General features: G+C 63.9%; 12 protein-coding genes, 1 tRNA gene, 2 rRNA genes and 1 pseudogene. 4 read left to right on the plus strand and 12 right to left on the minus strand.

Annotated elements, in window-relative coordinates; all coding sequences use genetic code 11:
* Positions 1 to 376: 376 nt before the first annotated feature.
* Positions 377 to 784 carry a MerR family transcriptional regulator gene (locus tag LJ725_RS26115; protein WP_230553895.1) on the minus strand — a complete coding sequence of 136 codons (408 nt, stop codon included), beginning with the start codon at positions 782 to 784 and terminating at the stop codon, positions 377 to 379.
* A gap of 69 nt (positions 785 to 853) precedes the next feature.
* Here LJ725_RS26115 and LJ725_RS26120 point away from each other — a divergent pair, with 69 nt between their 5' ends.
* Entirely contained in the window at positions 854 to 1,243 is a 390-nt protein-coding gene (locus LJ725_RS26120; RefSeq protein WP_230553896.1) for a hypothetical protein, read from the plus strand.
* A complete protein-coding gene (locus LJ725_RS26125) occupies positions 1,240 to 1,458 on the plus strand; it encodes a GDCCVxC domain-containing (seleno)protein (protein WP_230553897.1) in 219 nt (72 codons plus the stop codon). Before LJ725_RS26120 ends, LJ725_RS26125 begins: the two co-directional genes overlap by 4 nt.
* Before the next feature lie 157 nt (positions 1,459 to 1,615).
* Here LJ725_RS26125 and LJ725_RS26130 read toward each other — a convergent pair whose 3' ends face one another.
* The 6 genes from LJ725_RS26130 to LJ725_RS26155 all read right to left on the minus strand — a co-directional run bounded on the left by LJ725_RS26130 (position 1,616) and on the right by LJ725_RS26155 (position 12,241).
* Positions 1,616 to 2,551, minus strand: a complete 936-nt coding sequence (locus LJ725_RS26130) for a DUF2493 domain-containing protein (RefSeq protein WP_230553898.1) — start codon at positions 2,549 to 2,551, stop codon at positions 1,616 to 1,618.
* 300 nt (positions 2,552 to 2,851) lie between these two features.
* Positions 2,852 to 3,898, minus strand: coding sequence for a DUF7146 domain-containing protein (locus tag LJ725_RS26135; protein ID WP_230553899.1), 1,047 nt, complete (start codon positions 3,896 to 3,898; stop codon positions 2,852 to 2,854).
* Positions 3,899 to 3,907: 9 nt separating this feature from the next.
* Positions 3,908 to 8,242, minus strand: coding sequence for a strawberry notch family protein (locus LJ725_RS26140; RefSeq protein ID WP_230553900.1), 4,335 nt, complete (start codon positions 8,240 to 8,242; stop codon positions 3,908 to 3,910).
* Between the two features lie 212 nt (positions 8,243 to 8,454).
* Positions 8,455 to 10,587 (minus strand): ParB/RepB/Spo0J family partition protein, encoded by a 2,133-nt coding sequence (locus tag LJ725_RS26145; RefSeq protein ID WP_230553901.1) that lies wholly within the window; start codon positions 10,585 to 10,587, stop codon positions 8,455 to 8,457.
* 125 nt (positions 10,588 to 10,712) lie between these two features.
* A complete protein-coding gene (locus tag LJ725_RS26150; RefSeq protein WP_230553902.1) occupies positions 10,713 to 11,543 on the minus strand; it encodes a nucleotidyl transferase AbiEii/AbiGii toxin family protein in 831 nt (276 codons plus the stop codon).
* A gap of 86 nt (positions 11,544 to 11,629) precedes the next feature.
* Positions 11,630 to 12,241 carry a type IV toxin-antitoxin system AbiEi family antitoxin domain-containing protein gene (locus tag LJ725_RS26155; RefSeq protein WP_230553903.1) on the minus strand — a complete coding sequence of 204 codons (612 nt, stop codon included), beginning with the start codon at positions 12,239 to 12,241 and terminating at the stop codon, positions 11,630 to 11,632.
* Positions 12,242 to 12,516: 275 nt separating this feature from the next.
* On the opposite strand from LJ725_RS26155, the gene LJ725_RS26160 reads away from it, so the two are divergent.
* Together LJ725_RS26160 and LJ725_RS29265 are read left to right on the plus strand one after the other, a co-directional pair.
* Complete coding sequence (locus LJ725_RS26160; protein WP_230553904.1) at positions 12,517 to 12,699, plus strand: hypothetical protein; 183 nt, start codon at positions 12,517 to 12,519, stop codon at positions 12,697 to 12,699.
* Positions 12,700 to 12,719: 20 nt separating this feature from the next.
* A pseudogene (locus tag LJ725_RS29265) lies at positions 12,720 to 13,796 on the plus strand (recombinase family protein); the annotation flags it as partial.
* Between the two features lie 99 nt (positions 13,797 to 13,895).
* On the opposite strand, the gene LJ725_RS29270 reads toward LJ725_RS29265, so the two are convergent.
* From LJ725_RS29270 to LJ725_RS26180, 5 genes are all read right to left on the minus strand, one after another.
* Complete coding sequence (locus LJ725_RS29270) at positions 13,896 to 14,078, minus strand: hypothetical protein (RefSeq protein ID WP_329958398.1); 183 nt, start codon at positions 14,076 to 14,078, stop codon at positions 13,896 to 13,898.
* Positions 14,079 to 14,180: 102 nt separating this feature from the next.
* Positions 14,181 to 14,396 carry a hypothetical protein gene (locus LJ725_RS29275; protein WP_329958399.1) on the minus strand — a complete coding sequence of 72 codons (216 nt, stop codon included), beginning with the start codon at positions 14,394 to 14,396 and terminating at the stop codon, positions 14,181 to 14,183.
* 7 nt (positions 14,397 to 14,403) lie between these two features.
* Positions 14,404 to 14,480 (minus strand) — tRNA-Met (locus tag LJ725_RS26170).
* Positions 14,481 to 14,536: 56 nt separating this feature from the next.
* A 5S ribosomal RNA gene (gene rrf, locus LJ725_RS26175) occupies positions 14,537 to 14,651 on the minus strand.
* 80 nt (positions 14,652 to 14,731) lie between these two features.
* Positions 14,732 to 17,461, minus strand: a 23S ribosomal RNA gene (locus LJ725_RS26180).
* Positions 17,462 to 17,500: the final 39 nt, after the last annotated feature.

Raw genomic sequence — 17,500 nt, forward strand, 5'->3', positions numbered from 1 at the left:
ATCGCGATGATGGACGACGATCATCCACACAAAAATATGTGGCGTAAGGAGTCCGCTACCAGGCTCTACAGATACATTTACCACGTGCGCGCCACATATCGGGGAACGCCACATAACTTGCCGTATGTGGCCGGCCACATACGGCAAGGAAGGGAAGCGCATAGATGGCGAGCGTGAACAGGAGCCAGCAGCAGAAGCCGAGGCCGAAAACGCCGAGAACGATGGCAAGCATGGTGGATCTCCGTGACAAGAGTCGAACGGCTGCGCCTTCCACCACCACCATGGCGCGACCTAGTAACTGTCGACTGTGAAGTTGGCCAAAAGGCGGCGCTTACCAGGCTGTGTGAAACGGCGGGAGCCTCGATAGGCGGGTCAGTCAAGCTGATGCCAATACCTCTAAGAGCGGGCATGTCGGCATTGTGCCATTGGCACAGGCCTTGACCATCGTGGCGAGGATGCCTTCCATCCGTCGCAGATCCCGGATCTTGGCGCGAACTTCCGTCAGGTGCGTGAGGCCGATGTCATGCACTCGCCGGCAGGACCGGAATTTCTGATCGGCAAGGTCGAGCAGATGGCGGATCTCGTCGAGCGAGAAGCCGAGGTCCCTCGCGCGACGGATGAAGGAAAGACGCGTGACATCGACGGTCCGATAGAGCCGATAGCCGCCGGGACTTCGAGCCGGTTTCTGCAGCAGGCCGGCGCGTTCGTAGTAACGGATGGTTTCGATGTTCACGCCCGAGCGCTCGGACAGAACGCCGATCGAGAAGATGTCTGGGGCCGACATGGCATCACATTCCTTTGATGTTTCTTGGGTATTGAGTCTGGAGTTCCTACAGGGTGTACATCATTGCGCATGACCGAGAGCAAGACCACGGGATCGGCGCCGAGTGGACCACCCGTCGCTGACACTGCAAAGACGGTCCTGGCCGCTGGCGGTCTGCTTGCGGCCTTCGGGGTGGCCTCGTGCTGTGCCCTGCCCGTCGCCCTGTCACTCCTGGGAATAAGTGCCGCCTCCCTTGTCGGCGTCGGCTACCTCGCGGCGCAGTATCAGCAGGAGTTGCTCTACGGCGCCGTGATTTGCCTGGGCGCCGCCGGCTTCATCATGTGGCGTCAGCGGCGGGCGCGGCTTTGCGCCCCCGGTGCAACGTGCAATCGCCCGACAGTCGACTGGGGTAGCAAGATCACTCTGGTATTGGCCGTCGGCCTGTTGGCCCTTACCTTCTGGATCGAGCCCCCGATATGACCGTCCTTCTCCAATCGACCCTGACCTGCCCGAGCTGCGGCGTCGCCAAGGTCGAGACGATGCCAACCAACGCGTGCCAGTATTTCTACGAGTGCACGGCCTGCAACACGCTGCTCAAGCCCAAGCAGGGTGATTGCTGCGTGTTCTGTTCCTATGGGTCGGTGCCTTGCCCGCCAATTCAAGAGGGCAAAGGTGACGACTGCTGCGCCAGCTAGTGCGGGAGACATCGAATATGAAAGCCAGTCCACTTGCACCTTCAACATGATCCGCAGCATCAACCTGCGAGCGCAGCGCAGCTGACAAAGAATGGCCAGGGGTTTGCGCTGGCTGGTGCCCCGCCAAAACGACGCACCAGCGTTTTCACACAGCCTGTTACGCGCCGCCTGAACCGAAGCGCCAGACCGGGATGCCGAGCTTGCGGGCCTTGTCGGCGAGGTTCTCCTGGATGCCCGAGCCCGGGAAGACGATGACGCCGATCGGCAGGACTTCCAGGATCTGGTCGTTGCGCTTGAAGGGTGCTGCCTTGGCGTGGCGGGTCCAGTCCGGCTTGAAGGGGATGTGAGCCACCTCGCGGTCGTCGGCCCAGCGGGCGGCGATGCGCTCGGCGCCGGTCGGCGAGCCGCCGTGCAGCAGGACCATGTCGGGATGCTTGACGCGGACCTTATCGAGTGTGCTCCAGATCAGGCGATGGTCGTTGAAGTCGGCACCCCCGGTGAAGGCGATTTTGGGACCGGCGGGCACCAGCAGCTCGGTGTCGGCCCGGCGCCGGGCGGCCAGGAAGTCCCGGCTGTCGATCATCGCCGCGGTGAGCGCCCGGTGGTTGACCATCGACCCGGTGCGTGGCCGCCAGGCCGAGCCGGTATGGACCTCGAAGCGATCGGCGGCCTGGTCGCGGAAGAGTTCTAGGGCATTGCGGCGTTCGATCAGGGTCAGGCCCTCGGCGACGAGTCGCTCCAGTTCGACCGAGCGCACTTCCGAGCCGTTCTGCTCCTTCTGGCTCCGGCGCTGCTCCTGCTCGTTGGCGTCGAGCTCGCGCTCGATCCGGCCAGTGGCGCGATGGAACAGGTTGACGGCCGACCACAGAAGCTCCTCGAGGTCGGGTTCGAGGCGGGTGTCGGTGAGTGTCGAGACGAACGCATCGAAGATGTCGACGACGGCGCCGGTGATGGTCTGCGCTTCCGGCAATGGCCGGGGATCGGGATCGTCCTGGAAGGGACGATGACCGTAGAGCTGCAGCTCGGTGAGGACGTGATCGGTCGGAGATGACGCGTGCACGGGCTCGAATTCGGGATCGTCGTTGGTTGCCATGATGATGTCCTTTGTCGGATCGGCCGCGCCCATCGCGGCCTTCGTGGGCGTCGACAGACGGCAGGCAGACCGGGCCTGCACCGCTTGCGGCCGGAGCGCAGCGGAGGACGACGAGCCGAGGCTTTCTTGCCTCGCGAGGAATGCCGGCTTCAGCCGGCAGGGGAAGAAAGCCGAAGGACCGTCGTTGCGGGACCGGGCGGCTTGCCGTCCGATCGCCCCTCTAGAAGGCCAGGGCGCGCGCTCCTCCGATCCGAAGGGCAACAGAGCGACCGGCCAAGACGCGATTCGCCGTGCCCGTGTTCATCCTGTCGCCGCCGTCGCCAAGCCCAGGAAGCGAACGATGTCCTGCGGGGCGAGCTGCCGGCGCAGGGATGCTCGGAGCCTTTCGACGCCCAGGCGGCGGAGATCCTCGTTGAAGTCGTCGAAGCAGGGCAAAAGGCTCCCCACCTCGATTCCGGCAGCCTCGGCGCGGTTGCACAGGCTGGCCGTTGCAGCATCACCGGCCGGATCGGCATCGCGTGCGATATAGAGACGGCGCAGTGTCGTTGGAAGCAGCAGCGCCGCGAGGTGGTTGGCCGAGAGCGCGGCGACCATCGGCAGGGTTGGCAGCACGCTGCGCAGCGATAGCATGGTCTCGATCCCCTCCCCGGCGGCTATCACGTCGTCGGCCACACCGAAGCGAACGCCGTGACCCAGGAGATGGCCCATGGCCCGTCGCGGCGAGTCGATGGGCGCCTTGTCTTGGCCAGACCGGTCGAGCCAAGTGCGATGCACTCCGGTGATCCTGCCGCCGAGGTCGGTAACGGCCGCGATCAGGGCCGGCCAGGTCTCGGTTGGGCTGGCCTCGTCGGGGCGGTAGTAGCAGCGCGGATGGAAGCGCAGCGGGTCACCGTCGGGCACAGTCACGATGCCGCGGCTGTGCAGGTAGGTTTGCGCCAGAGTGCCAGTTATCGGCCGGGACATGGCGTAGAGACGGCGTGCGGACTGAGGTGAACCCCGCGGCGCGGGAAGACGATCCTGCCGTGGAGCGATCTGGTCCGGCGGCAAGGCGAGGAACGCGCGGGCCTCGTCCAGGGCGTCGCGCAGGCGATTCAGACCTCGATTGAGGCAAATGAGGTCTAAAAGGTCGCCATGCTCGCCGGTGGCGGCGTCGGTCCACTTGCCGGCGGCGCCCTTGCCATGGTCCGGTCCGCTGAGGCGGACGAACAGGCTGCGGCCCCGGGTGTTGGCAACATCGCCGACCAGCCAATAGCGGCCCTCACGATGGCCGTTGGAGAGATAGTGGCGGCACACCGCCTCGGCGTTGCGCGCGAGGCGGCGGGCGAGATCGGCGGCGGGCGACGACATGGCCGCCCCTCACGCTGCCACCCGATCGGCGATGCGCGCGATCGGGTAGCGTTCCATCAACCCGGCGAGGATCTCGGGACCCTCGGCGCCGGTCGGCACGAACAGGCGCAGCTTCCAGGCGATGATCTCGGAGATCAGTCCCATCGCCTTCAGGCGATCGACCATGCCGTCGGTGAAGCCGCAGAGCTCCACCCGGAACAGGCCCATCACCCTGGCGCGGCGCAGGCTCAGCCCGTCCTGCAGCTCGAGGATGGTCCGACCATCGAGCACGGCGGCCCAGGCGTCAGGCGGTGCGATGCTCACGCCATCAGCGCTGACGGCCTGCGCCACCCAGGCCGGCGAGACCAACCGGCCGATCACGCGCTCGCCTGTGTCCGTCTGCAGGCGGTAGACTCGCATGGAGTCCTCCGGCAGCCGTTTCCAGATCGGCAGCAACAGACCCGTGACAATGTGAAGAGTGCTGTCGGTAAAGGCGGGAATCTCGACGAGTTCCCGCTCCCAGGCTTCGGTGAACGCGACGCGATCGGCCCCCTCCCAGTGCGTCTGGTCCAACGCCGCCAATGCCATGGATGTTCGTTCCATCGGCCGCAGCAGGCGGACACGGCGTTCGACCTCGCCATCGTCGAGCATGAGGCTCGGCGCCGAGACTTGCACCGCCGCCCGGCCGGACTGCGCATTGACCAGCAGCAGGGCGCGCGGGTCGTCCGCGCGATCCAGCGCCTCGGCGAGTGAGAACGGCCGATTGCGCTCCCGCCGACGGATGGTGAACACTTGGGTCTCCGCGCCGGTCTGCGGATGGGCATAGAGCGAGCGCCGGTCGGTCACGACCAGGCTCTCGGCAGTCAATGTTTCGACGCCGACATCGTAGGTCCCGGAGGCCTGCGCGCCCTCGATCTTCGCCCGCAGAAGATCCTCGAAGACGCCGAACAGCGTGTTCTGAAGATCGATGGTCAGCGCCAGCAGCCGGTTGAGGAAGGTCGTGATCGGCGGCAACTCCTCGCGCAGGCTGCCGTCCTGGTCGGTCAGATGCAGGCCGGTGACCTCCTCGAAGGCCATGAGCGAACAGCCCTCGACCTTGCCGGCGGACAGCAGGAGGTAGAGCTGCCTCAAGGCGGCACGGCCATAGGGCGATTCGAGATTGTCGTCGGCCCGGAACAGTCCCTGGCCGCCAGTCTGGCGCTGGCCCTTGGTGATGGCGCCCAACGTGTCGAGCCGCCGGGCGATGGTGGACAGGAAGCGCTTCTCAGCCTTCACGTCGGTGGCGATCGGCCGGAACAGGGGCGGCTGTGCCTGATTGGTGCGATTGCTGCGGCCCAGGCCCTGGATGGCGGTATCTGCCTTCCAGCCGGCCTCCAGTAGATAGTGAACGCGTAGGCGCTGGTTCCGGGCTAAAAGGTCGGCGTGGTAGGAGCGGCCGGTGCCTCCGGCATCGCTGAACACGAGGATGCGCTTGCCGTCATCCATGAAGGCCTGCGCTTCGGCGAGATTGGCGGAACCCGGACGGGTCTCGACGCAAAGCCGGTCTCCCTTGCGCACGATCCGCCGCGACCGGCCGGTCACCTCGGCGACCAGGTCGGTGCCGAAGCGCTGCACGATCTGGTCAAGAGCGCCCTGGACCGGCGCGAGCGAGGCAAGCCGCTCGATCAGCCTGTCGCGGCGCTCGACAGCATCCCGGCACGGCACGGGCTGGCCGTCGCGATAGACCGGCCGCGAGGAGAGATTGCCCTCGCTGTCCGTGAAGGGCTCGAAGAGCTGGGTCGGGAAGCTGTGTGCCAGGTAGTCGAGTACATACTCGCGCGGCGTGATGTCGACCTGGACGTCGCCCCAGTCCTCGGTCGGGATGTCGGCCAGCCGGCGTTCCAGCAGGGCCTCGCCGGTGGAGACGATTTGTATGACGGCGGCATGGCCGGCTAAAAGATCGCGCTCGATCGCCCCGATCAGCGTCGGCGTCTTCATCGAGGTGATGAGGTGGGAGAAGAAGCGCTGCTTGGCCGATTCGAAGGCTGAGCGCGCCGCCGACTTGGCCTGCGCGTTGAGCGTGCCGCGCTCGCCGGTGACGTTGGCGGCCTGCAGGGCGGCGTCGAGATTGTTGTGGATGACCTGGAAGGCGCCGGCATAAGCGTCGTAAATGCGGATCTGCTCCGGCGTGAGCGCGTGCTCGACCAGCTCGTATTCGACGCCCTCGTAGGACAGGGAACGGGCCGCATAGAGACCGAGCGCCTTGAGATCGCGGGCCAGCACCTCCATGGCGGCGATGCCGCCGGCCTCGATCGCCTGGACGAACTCGGCGCGCGTGGCGAAGGGGAAATCCTCGCCACCCCAGAGGCCGAGTCGCTGAGCATAAGCGAGATTGTGCACCGTGGTGGCGCCCGTGGCCGAGACGTAGACCACGCGGGCATTGGGCAGCGCATGCTGCAGGCGCAGGCCGGCACGGCCTTGCTGCGACGGCGCCTGGTCGCCCCGCTCTCCCTTGCCGCCGGCGGCATTGGCCATGGCATGGCTCTCGTCGAACACGATCACTCCATCGAAGTCCGATCCCAGCCACTCGACGATCTGGCGGACCCGCGAAACCCTTTCCTCGCGCGCGTCGGTCCGTAGCGTGGCGTAGGTGGCAAAAAGGACGCCCTGCTCCAGTCGAATCGGCGTTCCCTGGCGGAAGCGGGCGAGCGGCGTCACCAGCAGCCGCTCCATGCCGAGCGCCGACCAGTCACGCTGGGCATCCTCGATCAGCTTGTCGGACTTCGAGATCCACACCGCCCGGCGGCGGCCTTTTAGCCAGTTGTCCAAAAGGATGCCGGCGACTTGGCGGCCCTTCCCGGCGCCAGTGCCGTCGCCCAGCATCCAACCGCGCCGGAATCGCACAGCGCTCTCGGCATCGTCAGGCGCAGCCGAAACGACGTCGAAGGTCTCATCCGCCACCCACGATCCCGCGAGGTGGCCGGCGTGGGCTTCGCCGGCATAGACGACGCTCTCGAGCTGGGCGTCCGACAGCATGCCATCGGCGATGACATTGGTCGGCAGGTGCGGCCGATAGGTGGGCTTGGGTGGCGCGACCGAGGCCATCGCCGCGGATTGCACGAGCCGGGTCGGATGTGGCCGCGCGCCCGCGATCCGGATCGACTGCAGGTCGTACCCTTCATACAGCGCTTCGGTGAGGACGCCGCCCTCGGCCGGCTTCCAGTCGACAGTCTCGTACGCGAGTTCGGTGCCCGCTCGTTCGAGCGAACTGCCCGCAACGGTGAGCGGCTGTTGTGCGGGCCTGCGGCTCGGTCTGACCGCGACGCGATGGACGGGTGCCGGAAGCTCGACCGCGCCGTCAACAGGTAAACGCGCTGGAACAGTGGTGGTCACCCACTCGAGTAGCGTGGCAGCGTCGGGCGCCATGCCCGGCGATGCCGGAAACGATCTCGGATCGACGGCGGGCACACGATCGATGACCGTCAACCGAGTCTCGACCGTAGTGCCGTGGCGGGCATAAACGCGCCCATCGACGGCAGCGCTAAACACGACGCGGCCGCGTTCCTGGAGGCGGACGAAGGCCTCGCGCCATGACGGTTGGTCCGGCGAGAGACTGGCGCCGGTTATCGCGACCAGCCGTCCGCCCTCGGCGACGCGGGCAAATGCGGAGGCGACATGCCGGAGGGCGGCGTCCGCGACAGTACCGTCGACATGCGCCGCGGCCGAGAACGGCGGGTTCATCAGCACGACGCTCGGGCGCACGGCGCCGTCGAGATAGTCGTGGATGTGAGCCGCGTCGTAGCAAGTCGTCGCAGCACCGGGAAAGAGCTGCCCAAGCAAGGCCGCGCGGGTTTCCACCAGCTCATTCAGGGCTAGCCGGCTGCCCGCGAGTTCAGCAAAGATGGCGAGCAAGCCCGTACCGGCCGAGGGCTCGAGCACGACATCGGCCGGGGTGATCGCAGCCGCGGTGGCGGCGGCGAATGCGAGCTCGATCGGCGTCGAGAACTGCTGCAGCGCCTGGCTCTCCTCGGAGCGCCTCGTATGGGTGGGCAGAAGCGCCGCGATCTTGCCGAGCATTGACAGTTCGGCAGCCGGCGACCCAGCCCGAGTCCGAATGACCAGGCCGAACTTGCGGAGGAACAGCACGGTCGCCGCTTCACAGGCGTCGTAGGCGGTCTTCCAGTCCCAGGCGCCGGCCGCATCGGAGCCGCCGAAGGCCTGCTCCATGGCGGCACGCAGGATGACCGCATCGATGCGACGGCCGCGTTGGAGGTGAGGGAGAAGAAGGTGCGCCGCCGCGCCAATACCGGCGGGCAGATCGGCAGAAGCGCAGGCGAGTGAGCGCAGCGGCACCTGCGTGGCCGCTGAGATGGAAAGATTCGACATGAGGAGACCTCGAGAGAGCGGGAACGGTCCGAACCAGGGGGCGCTCTCTCTCGACCCCGCCGGCTCAAACCCGTCCCGGCCGTCCTCTCCCTCTCCCCTTGGGCATCGGAAGTGACGAAGCTCTCAACGAGAAAAGCCCGGCACAGCGGCCGGGCTTCTCCAACGATTGGCGGCGAGAACGCGGGCGGCCGAAGCCGCCCCGCGGGTCGCGGCTATTCGGCGGCGATGGGATGCGGCTCCGATTCGTCCGTGGCGGCATCCTGGCCTTCGCAGTCGGCGAGGAAAGCGGGAAGCTCCTCCACCGTGTCGGTGGGCGTGTTGGACACGTCCTCGCTGTCGGCGGGCCGCAGCGGTTCGGGCAGCCAGCCCGTGCCGTCCAGCAGCCGCTCGGCCTCCTTCGCCATCTCGGCCTTCTTGAGGTGGTCGATGAGCTGCGCCGCGGGCTCGCCCTTCGCCTCCCGCACGGCTTCGAGTATCCGGGCCTTGGTGACGCGGCCAAGGTAGTTGTCGACCGTGGGCCGCCAGCCGGCCTCGATCATGGCGAGACCGACGGCGCGGGCGAGCCGGTCGGCCTGGGCGATACGGTACTGGACACCGTGCGCCGAGACACCCGGGCCGCCGTAGCGGTCGCCCTTCTCGTAGAGGGCGTTCACGCCGAACGAGACGCAATGCGCGAGTAGCGCGGCCCGGCGGGTGTCGTCGAGAGCGACGAGCCAGTCCCAAAGCGTGTCGTCGTCCTTGGGCAGCTCGGCCTTCCAGGCCGCGTGGCGCTCGGTCACCGCCTGGGCGGAGGGGCTGTCCTTCAGGTCGGCCGCCTGGACGGGGAAAAACACATGCCGCACCGAGGCTTCCAGGCATGCGCCGGGCGCGCTGTGCTGGAAGGTGTCGAGGCAGAGCTTGTGCAGCAGCGCAGTCAGGGCGACGCGCGGGTTGTTCGCCACCGCATCGCGCAGGGCCAGCGTGCGGTGGGCCGTCAGTTCACCCACGAGCCGCTCGGGCAGCGGCCTGATGGCGTCGTCGCTGCCGTCGTCGTCATCATCGGGCGCGCCGGCGCCAATGGTGATGACGGTGCGTTGCACGTCGGAAGCGGCAGGTATTGTCCCGCCGGCCTCATGGGTCTCCCCTTCCATCGGCCCTTCGCCGCCGGCTTGCATCGACGGCTCATCCTCCGGCCGGACAAAGCCTCGATCGACTGTAAGCTGTCCGTCGGCGTCGATGCTGACAAACGCGCCGGCGCGCGCGATCTCGGCCGGCTCATAGCGAACGGGCCGGTTCTCGAGGGCCGTAAGCGCTGTCTCGATCTCGCCGAGCCGGGCGTCGACCTCGTCCGGCAGCTCGTCGGCACCTTCGTATTCGCCTTCGAGCTTGGCGTACTCAGCGGTCAGCGCATCGAAGATCATCTGCTCCTCTGGCGTGAGCTCGAGTGTCACACCCTCGAGTTGCCGAAGATGGCTCGTGTGGCCATAGCGGAAATCGACGGCCACCTCGATCCACTTCCAGCCTTCGGTGGCGATCGCCTGGGCCTCCGCTGCCAGCTTCTCGGTCGCCAACCGGTCGAGCAAGGCGACGTCCTCGAGCCAGCCACCATTGTCTTCCTCGAACAGATCCCGCAGGACCACGCCTCCGGCTGACTCGTAGGTATCGAGCCCAACGAACCGCGCGCGACGGTCGGAGGCCCTTACGGCGCTTTCGGTGAGCTGGCGCCGGATCAGGTAGGGTTCCTTATTGTAGGAGTGCTCAAGCGCCTCCCAGACCTGCTCCTGGCGGACGCGGTCGGTGGTGACGGCGAAAGCCATGAGCTGCTCCAGGGTCATGCCGTCCTCGGCATAGACGTCGAGGAGCTTCTCGGAGACGGCAGCGAGACGCAGCCGCTGCTTCACCACGGCGGGCGCAACGAAGAAGCGGGCAGCGATCTCCTCCTCGCCGGCGCCCTTGTCGCGCAGCGTCTTGAAGGCGCGGAACTGATCCAGCGGATGCAGGGCGACGCGCTGGACGTTTTCGGCCAGCGAATCCTCTTCCGCCGACACCTCGACGCCAGGATCGCGCACGATGCAGGGGATGAGCGCCGTCTTCGACAGGCGCTTCTGCCTGACCAGGCATTCGAGGGCCCGGTAACGGCGGCCGCCGGCCGGGATTTCGAACTGGCCGGTCTCGGCGCCTTCGGCGTCGACGACCGGCCGGACGTTGAGGCTCTGCAGGAGCCCGCGCCGGCCGATGTCCTCGGCCAGCTCCTCGACCGAGACGCCGGCCTGCAGGCGGCGGACGTTGGACTGGCTGAGCACCAGCTTGTTGAAGGGGATGTCGCGCGAGGCGCTGAGGGTGATCCTCTGAACGGTCTTTGCCATGAGGGATACTCCACGACGGACGGCCGGGAGACTTTCTCTCGACCTCCAATCCGTCACGGGAACCGGCGCAGCCCTCTCACTCTTTTCCGCGAAGATAATTGTGGGACCACCTGACGACCGAGCACCTACTCCCAGGGCCCTCCAGGCGTCCAGTTCTTGGTAAACGCGGCGCCTCCTCGCAAAGCCTCCAGCGGAGGCATGACAAAATCTCCGATGCGATGAAGGAGATCTGGCAATGGAGCTGGCGCAAGAGCGATGGCGGTGCGACGCAGGAAGCCGCGCCATTGTGCTTGCTTCGTCGGATCATTGGAGAAAGTCGCTGTCAGGGCGGTAGGTGTTTCCAGTGGAATGGCTGTTGCACGTCGCTCGAACGTCGCCTGAATGGCATAGGCAAGGGTCGATCCGGCAAAGGCGAAGGTTTCCGAGATGGCCCATAGATCGAAGAAGTCCTTCATCCGGCTGTTGAGCAACCCAAGGGCCACCAGCGCTTGGAGCTTCTCCGCGACCACGGTTTCCGGCGGGTATGCCCGCAGGTGCGGCAAAGGCATGTCGAGCAGCGATGGGTAGTCGATGTCCTGAACGCCAGGGGTGACGACGTCGCCGAAGCCGATATCAATCTGAAGCGGCAAGCGTGCCCCGGCGATTTCCGCGTCCAGCGTCAAACGGATGCCGCTGTACTCTTCCTCGAGGCGCGCCGCTTGCGCCCGGAGGGTCTCCGGCTTGAAGACAACGCCGTCATCGGCCGCGGCGAGTAAGCAGATTTCGCGAAACACCGACACGATGCGCTCGGGCGCCGGATCGCCGAATCCGAGAAGATCAAGATCGCCGGTCGAGCGATAGGGGGTAGGCGCCCAGAGACTGAAGAGCATCGCCCCCTTGAGGACGAACTCTTCACGATGGGAGGAAAGACCGAGTCGATACAGCAGCCGCTCGATCGCGTAGCGGATCAGGGCCAACTGGACGTTCTCTTGCCTATCGCGGGCGCGCTGCGTCAGCCGCGCCCTCACCGATGCGGCGATGTTCCGGGGGCGCCCCTTTCGGTTCACAGGAGGGCCTCGAGATACGGTCGCATCACGTTCTGCACGCGATCGATGGTGGCGTACTTCCAAAGGTCGTCAGCGGTGGCTCGGCGATTGCGAAGACAGCTGCGCAGGGCTTCGATAGCGACGTCCAGTCCAATCTTGTTTCGGTACTTGAAGCAATCAGCGACCGTCTTCGCCGGGACGGTGATCGGAACCGGGACCTGCTCGATCTTGTGAAGCTCAATGCCGGCGGTGAGGGACTTGCCGGTGGCCCGAATGATCCGGAGCGAGACAGGCGGTCGCGTCGGAGCCCATTTCTTCCATCCGATGAGCATCCAGACTTCGTGAGGTGTTTGAGTCGTCAGCTCATGGAACTGCAGTGCCGAAAGAAGACATATGACGCCGTGGGGGACGATCCGGGCAGCCTCGGCCAGGCTGTGCGCTGGCGAGAGTTTGGCGTCGGCGAGTTGGTAGAGGCCTCGACCCCGCTGAACCAGGAGCCCCTCTTCCTGCATCCGCTTCAGATAGACCCGGGGGACCCCGACGGCGTTAAAATCGCGGGCACGGGCGATCCCCCTCTTCCGAACGAGGGCAAGGGCGCGAGTCTTCAGCTTCGAAGGGCTAGCCGGCATGTTACCTATACTAGGCGTATATTGACATTAATCCTGTAAAGGTATCATCATTCGTAGCATGGGGACACCTCGATCCTGCTTAGCGAGCGTTCGCCGAACCGAAACGCATAGGTCTTTGTGCGACGCTGCTTTGCGAAAGGCTTGGCGTTCCTGCGAAAGCCTGCGCGATCACCTGCCGCGCACCGCCGGTCTTACGCCTCACAACCGAATTGCCTGGGCTCGCATTGCCTCCGATCTTGGCACCGAAGCTAGTGATTTTCGCCACGGACGGCGCCATGCTGCAAAGACCGCCCAACGGAGACCGCCCGGTCGTGCCGGTCACGGAACCGGAGCCGAAGGCCATGCCGGCCGACGGCCCCGACCCGCGGCTGGTCGAGTTGGTACGACTGCTCGCGCGCCGCGCGGCGCGGCAATGGTACGAGAAGACGATGGAGGAGCGCCGCGCGGGTCGCTCCTGACTCTCTAGGAGTGCCGTCCAATGAAGGTCGCCCTCTACGCCCGCTATTCTTCCGACAATCAGCGTGACGCGTCGATCGTCGACCAGTTCCGCATTTGCCGGGTCTATGCCGAGAAGCAGGGCTGGCAGATCGTCGAGGAATACTCCGACCAGGCAATCTCCGGCGCCTCCCTGCTGCGGCCCGGCATCCAATCGCTGATCGCAGACGCGTTTCGTGGACGCTTCAACGTCGTTCTCGCGGAAGCAATGGATCGGCTGTCGCGCGATCAGGAAGACATTGCCGGCCTCTTCAAGCGCCTTGCGTTCGCCAATGTGAGGATGGTCACGCTCTCCGAAGGAGACGTGACACACCTGCATGTCGGACTGAAAGGCACAATGAATGCCCTGTTCCTCAAGGATCTCGCCGACAAAGTCCGCCGCGGCCTGCGTGGGAGGGTAGAGGACGGCAAGTCCGGTGGCGGCAACTCCTACGGATATGACGTGGTGAAGAAGATCGACGCGAAGGGCGAGCCAATCCGAGGCAACCGCTCCGTCAACCAGGCAGAAGCGGAGATCGTACGCCGCATCTTCCGCGAATATGTGGCCGGGGCTTCGCCGAAGCAGATCGCGGTAAGGCTCAATCGCGACGGCATTGCCGGGCCAGCAGCCCGCGACTGGGGCTTCACCACGATCTACGGCAGCCCGAAGCGCGGCAACGGCATCCTGAACAACGAAATGTACATCGGGCGGATCGTCTGGAATCGGCAGCGCTTCATCAAGGATCCAGATACCGGCAAGCGTGTGTCACGCCTCAATTCTCGTGAGGACTGGATAATCCAGGAAGCTCCGGAGCTGCGCATCGTCGAGCAGGAACTTTGGGATGCCGCGAAGGCGCGCCAACAGACCGTCAAGCAGAACACCGAGACTGGCAAGGCAAATGGCATCTGGGAGCGACGCCGGGCACGCTATCTGCTGTCGGGCCTGACACGCTGCGGCGTATGTGGTGGTGGCTACTCGATGATCTCCGCAACCCACGTCGGCTGCTCGACCGCCCGGAACAAGGGCACGTGCAGCAATCGGCTGGCGATCAAGCGGGCGGATCTCGAGGAGCGGGTTCTCGGCGCGCTGAAGAGCAAGCTCATGGACCCGGCCCTGTTTCGGGAATTCTGCGACGAGTTCGCGCGGGAAATGAATCGGCTGCGGATGGAGGGAGGCGCCTCACTGAAGGCAGCCAAGATGGAGCTCGGCCGGATCGACAAGCAGATCAAATCCACGGTCGACGCCATTGCAGACGGCATGTACCACCCGTCGATGAAGGCGAAAATGGACGGGTTCGAACGTCGCAAGGCGCAGCTCGAGACCGAGCTTGCCCACGCGGCAGAGCCGCCGCCGCTTCTTCATCCCAAAATGGCAGACTTCTATCGGGAACAAGTGACAGGATTGGCCGCCGCGCTTCGCGGCGACGATGGCGGATCCCGGACCGAAGCGGCCGAGCGCCTGCGATCACTGGTCAGCAAAATCGTGCTGACGCCGGCGGACGGCAAGCTGACGATCGACGTGCACGGCGACCTGGCCGGCATTCTGACGATCGCCCAAGCGAAGGCCCTGTCGAGCGAGATCAGCGAAGGCCCAGATACCAAGGACCAGCGTCGCCTGCGCCAAAACAACAAAGGCCGCCCCCGTGAGGGAGCGGCCTTTGTTGCGGATCTTACCAAGCAAGTAAAGCTGGTTGCGGGGGCAGGATTTGAACCTACGACCTTCAGGTTATGAGCCTGACGAGCTACCGGGCTGCTCCACCCCGCGTCAAATCCCACGTGCATTGATCGTCGTATCGGAATGTTGCCCTTTGCATTCGGAAGATCCGGCAGCGACCTACTCTCCCGTGCCTTGAGACACAGTACCATTGGCGCTGAGAGTTTTCACGTCCGAGTTCGGAATGGGATCGGGTGTACACCTCTCGCTAGAGCCACCGGATCGTCGGAATACAAAGGGTGAGGTCTTAGAAGTCGTGCACAAGGCCGAGCAGCGGATGTCGACCGCTGCACGGAACGAATGAAATCAAGCCGATCGAGCTATTAGTACCGCTAAGCTTAATGCATCACTGCACTTGCACATGCGGCCTATCAACGTGGTGGTCTACCACGACTCTCAGCGAGACCTAGTTTTGAGGCGGGTTTCACGCTTAGATGCTTTCAGCGTTTATCCCTTCACTACATAGCTACCCGGCGCTGCGACTGGCGTCACAACCGGTACACCAGAGGTAAGTCCATCCCGGTCCTCTCGTACTAAGGACGGCTCCTCTCAAGTCTCGAACACCCACAGCAGATAGGGACCAAACTGTCTCACGACGTTTTGAACCCAACTCACGTACCACTTTAATCGGCGAACAGCCGAACCCTTGGGACCTGCTCCAGCCCCAGGATGTGATGAGTCGACATCGAGGTGCCAAACACCACCGTCGCTGTGGACGCTTGGGTGGTATCAGCCTGTTATCCCCGGCGTACCTTTTATCCGTTGAGCGATGGCCCACTCACGCGGAACCACCGGATCACTATGGCCGACTTTCGTCCCTGCTCGACTTGTCAGTCTCGCAGTCAGGCGGGCTTGTGCCATTGCACTCAGCAGCCGATTTCCGACCGGCCTGAGCCCACCATCGCGCGCCTCCGTTACTCTTTGGGAGGCGACCGCCCCAGTCAAACTACCCACCATGCAGGGTCCCGGATCTGGATGACAGACCTCGGTTAGACATCAAAGAACAAAAGGGCGGTATTTCAAGGTTGCCTCCACCAGAGCTAGCGCCCCGGCTTCAAAGGCTCCCGCCTATCCTACACATCCATTCTCTAATGCCACTGCAAAGTTGTAGTAAAGGTGCACGGGGTCTTTCCGTCTAACTGCGGGTACCCCGCATCTTCACGGGGAATTCAATTTCGCCGAGCCCATGTTGGAGACAGCGGGGAAGTCGTTACGCCATTCGTGCAGGTCGGAACTTACCCGACAAGGAATTTCGCTACCTTAGGACCGTTATAGTTACGGCCGCCGTTTACCGGGGCTTCAATTCAAGGCTTGCACCTCTCCTCTTAACCTTCCGGCACCGGGCAGGCGTCAGACCCTATACTTCGCCTCACGGCTTAGCAGAGCCCTGTGTTTTTGGTAAACAGTCGCCACCCCCTAGTCTGTGCCCCTCTGACGAGACCGTCAGAGGCCCCCTTATCCCGAAGTTACGGGGGTAAATTGCCTAGTTCCTTCAACATGGTTCCCTCAAGCGCCTTGGTATACTCTACCAGTCCACCTGTGTCGGTTTAGGGTACGGTCTATACGCTGGGGCTATTTCCTGGAACCCTTGGGCCGCCCGAGCATTCGCCAACGAGCTCGGGCCACTTTTCGGATCCGTCACCACCAGCAGGCCCACGAATATTGACGTGGTTCCCATCGTCTACGGCTGTCGCCCTCGACTTAGGGGCCGGCTAACCCTGCGCGGATTGACCTTGCGCAGGAACCCTTGGACTTACGGCGAAAGCGTCTCTCACGCTTTTTGTCGCTACTTATGTCAGCATTCTCACTTCCGATACCTCCAGGAGCCCTCACGGGTCTCCCTTCGCAGGCTTACGGAACGCTCCGCTACCACTCTTTCGAGTCCGCAGCTTCGGTGCATGGCTTGAGCCCCGGTACATCTTCGGCGCAGGATTTCTTAATTAGACCAGTGAGCTATTACGCTTTCTTTAAAGGATGGCTGCTTCTAAGCCAACCTCCTGGTTGTTATGGAATTCCCACATCCTTTCCCACTTAGCCATGACTTAGGGACCTTAGCTGGCGGTCTGGGCTGTTTCCCTCTCGACGACGGACCTTAGCACCCGCCGTCTGTCTGCCGCGCTGTACTCGCCGGTATTCGGAGTTTGGTTAGGTTTGGTAAGACTTTGGGTCCCCCTAGCCCATCCAGTGCTCTACCCCCGGCGGTAATCACACGACGCACTACCTAAATAGTTTTCGCGGAGAACCAGCTATTTCCGAGTTTGGTTGGCCTTTCACCCCTAATCACAGGTCATCCGATACCTTTGCAACGGTAACCGGTTCGGTCCTCCAGTGCGTGTTACCGCACCTTCAACCTGCCCATGACTAGATCACCCGGTTTCGGGTCTACTCCGTGCAACTAAGCGCCCTATTCAGACTCGCTTTCGCTGCGCCTACACCTATCGGCTTAAGCTTGCTGCACAGAGTAAGTCGCTGACCCATTATACAAAAGGTACGCCGTTAGCCTTGCGGCCTCCGACTGTTTGTAGGCGTTCGGTTTCAGGTCTATTTCACTCCCCTTGTCGGGGTGCTTTTCACCTTTCCCTCACGGTACTTGTTCACTATCGGTCACTGAGGAGTACTTAGGCTTGGAGGGTGATCCCCCCGTGTTCAGACAGGATTTCACGTGTCCCGCCCTACTCGAGTCTCCGACTGCTTTCTACCCGTACGGGGCTATCACCCGCTATGGCCACTCTTTCCAGAGTGTTCCGGTTCTTACAATCGAAGCACTGGCCTAGTCCGCGTTCGCTCGCCACTACTAGCGGAGTCTCTGTTGATGTCCTTTCCTCCAGGTACTGAGATGTTTCAGTTCCCTGGGTTTGCCTCGTTGACCTATGGATTCAGTCAACGATCATCCTGATGGATGGGGTTTCCCCATTCGGAAATCTTCGGATCAAAGTGTGCTGGCAACTCCCCGAAGCTTATCGCAGCCTGCCACGTCCTTCATCGCCTCTCAGTGCCAAGGCATCCGCCAAACGCCCTTATTGTGCTTGACTTCACGTTTTGTCAGCGATGGAACGATCTTGCGATCGTCC

The organism is Reyranella aquatilis (genome assembly GCF_020880995.1).
GTDB classification, from domain to species: Bacteria; Pseudomonadota; Alphaproteobacteria; order Reyranellales; family Reyranellaceae; genus Reyranella; species Reyranella aquatilis.

Bases quoted from the DNA above. Each gene is read 5' to 3' on its own strand.
- LJ725_RS26115 (WP_230553895.1), bottom strand. From the start codon at position 784: ATGTCGGCCCCAGACATCTTCTCGATCGGCGTTCTGTCCGAGCGCTCG.
- LJ725_RS26120 (WP_230553896.1), top strand. From the start codon at position 854: ATGACCGAGAGCAAGACCACGGGATCGGCGCCGAGTGGACCACCCGTC.
- LJ725_RS26125 (WP_230553897.1), top strand. From the start codon at position 1,240: ATGACCGTCCTTCTCCAATCGACCCTGACCTGCCCGAGCTGCGGCGTC.
- LJ725_RS26130 (WP_230553898.1), bottom strand. From the start codon at position 2,551: ATGGCAACCAACGACGATCCCGAATTCGAGCCCGTGCACGCGTCATCT.
- LJ725_RS26135 (WP_230553899.1), bottom strand. From the start codon at position 3,898: ATGTCGTCGCCCGCCGCCGATCTCGCCCGCCGCCTCGCGCGCAACGCC.
- LJ725_RS26140 (WP_230553900.1), bottom strand. From the start codon at position 8,242: ATGTCGAATCTTTCCATCTCAGCGGCCACGCAGGTGCCGCTGCGCTCA.
- LJ725_RS26145 (WP_230553901.1), bottom strand. From the start codon at position 10,587: ATGGCAAAGACCGTTCAGAGGATCACCCTCAGCGCCTCGCGCGACATC.
- LJ725_RS26155 (WP_230553903.1), bottom strand. From the start codon at position 12,241: ATGCCGGCTAGCCCTTCGAAGCTGAAGACTCGCGCCCTTGCCCTCGTT.
- LJ725_RS26160 (WP_230553904.1), top strand. From the start codon at position 12,517: ATGCTGCAAAGACCGCCCAACGGAGACCGCCCGGTCGTGCCGGTCACG.
- LJ725_RS29270 (WP_329958398.1), bottom strand. From the start codon at position 14,078: ATGAAGAAGCGGCGGCGGCTCTGCCGCGTGGGCAAGCTCGGTCTCGAG.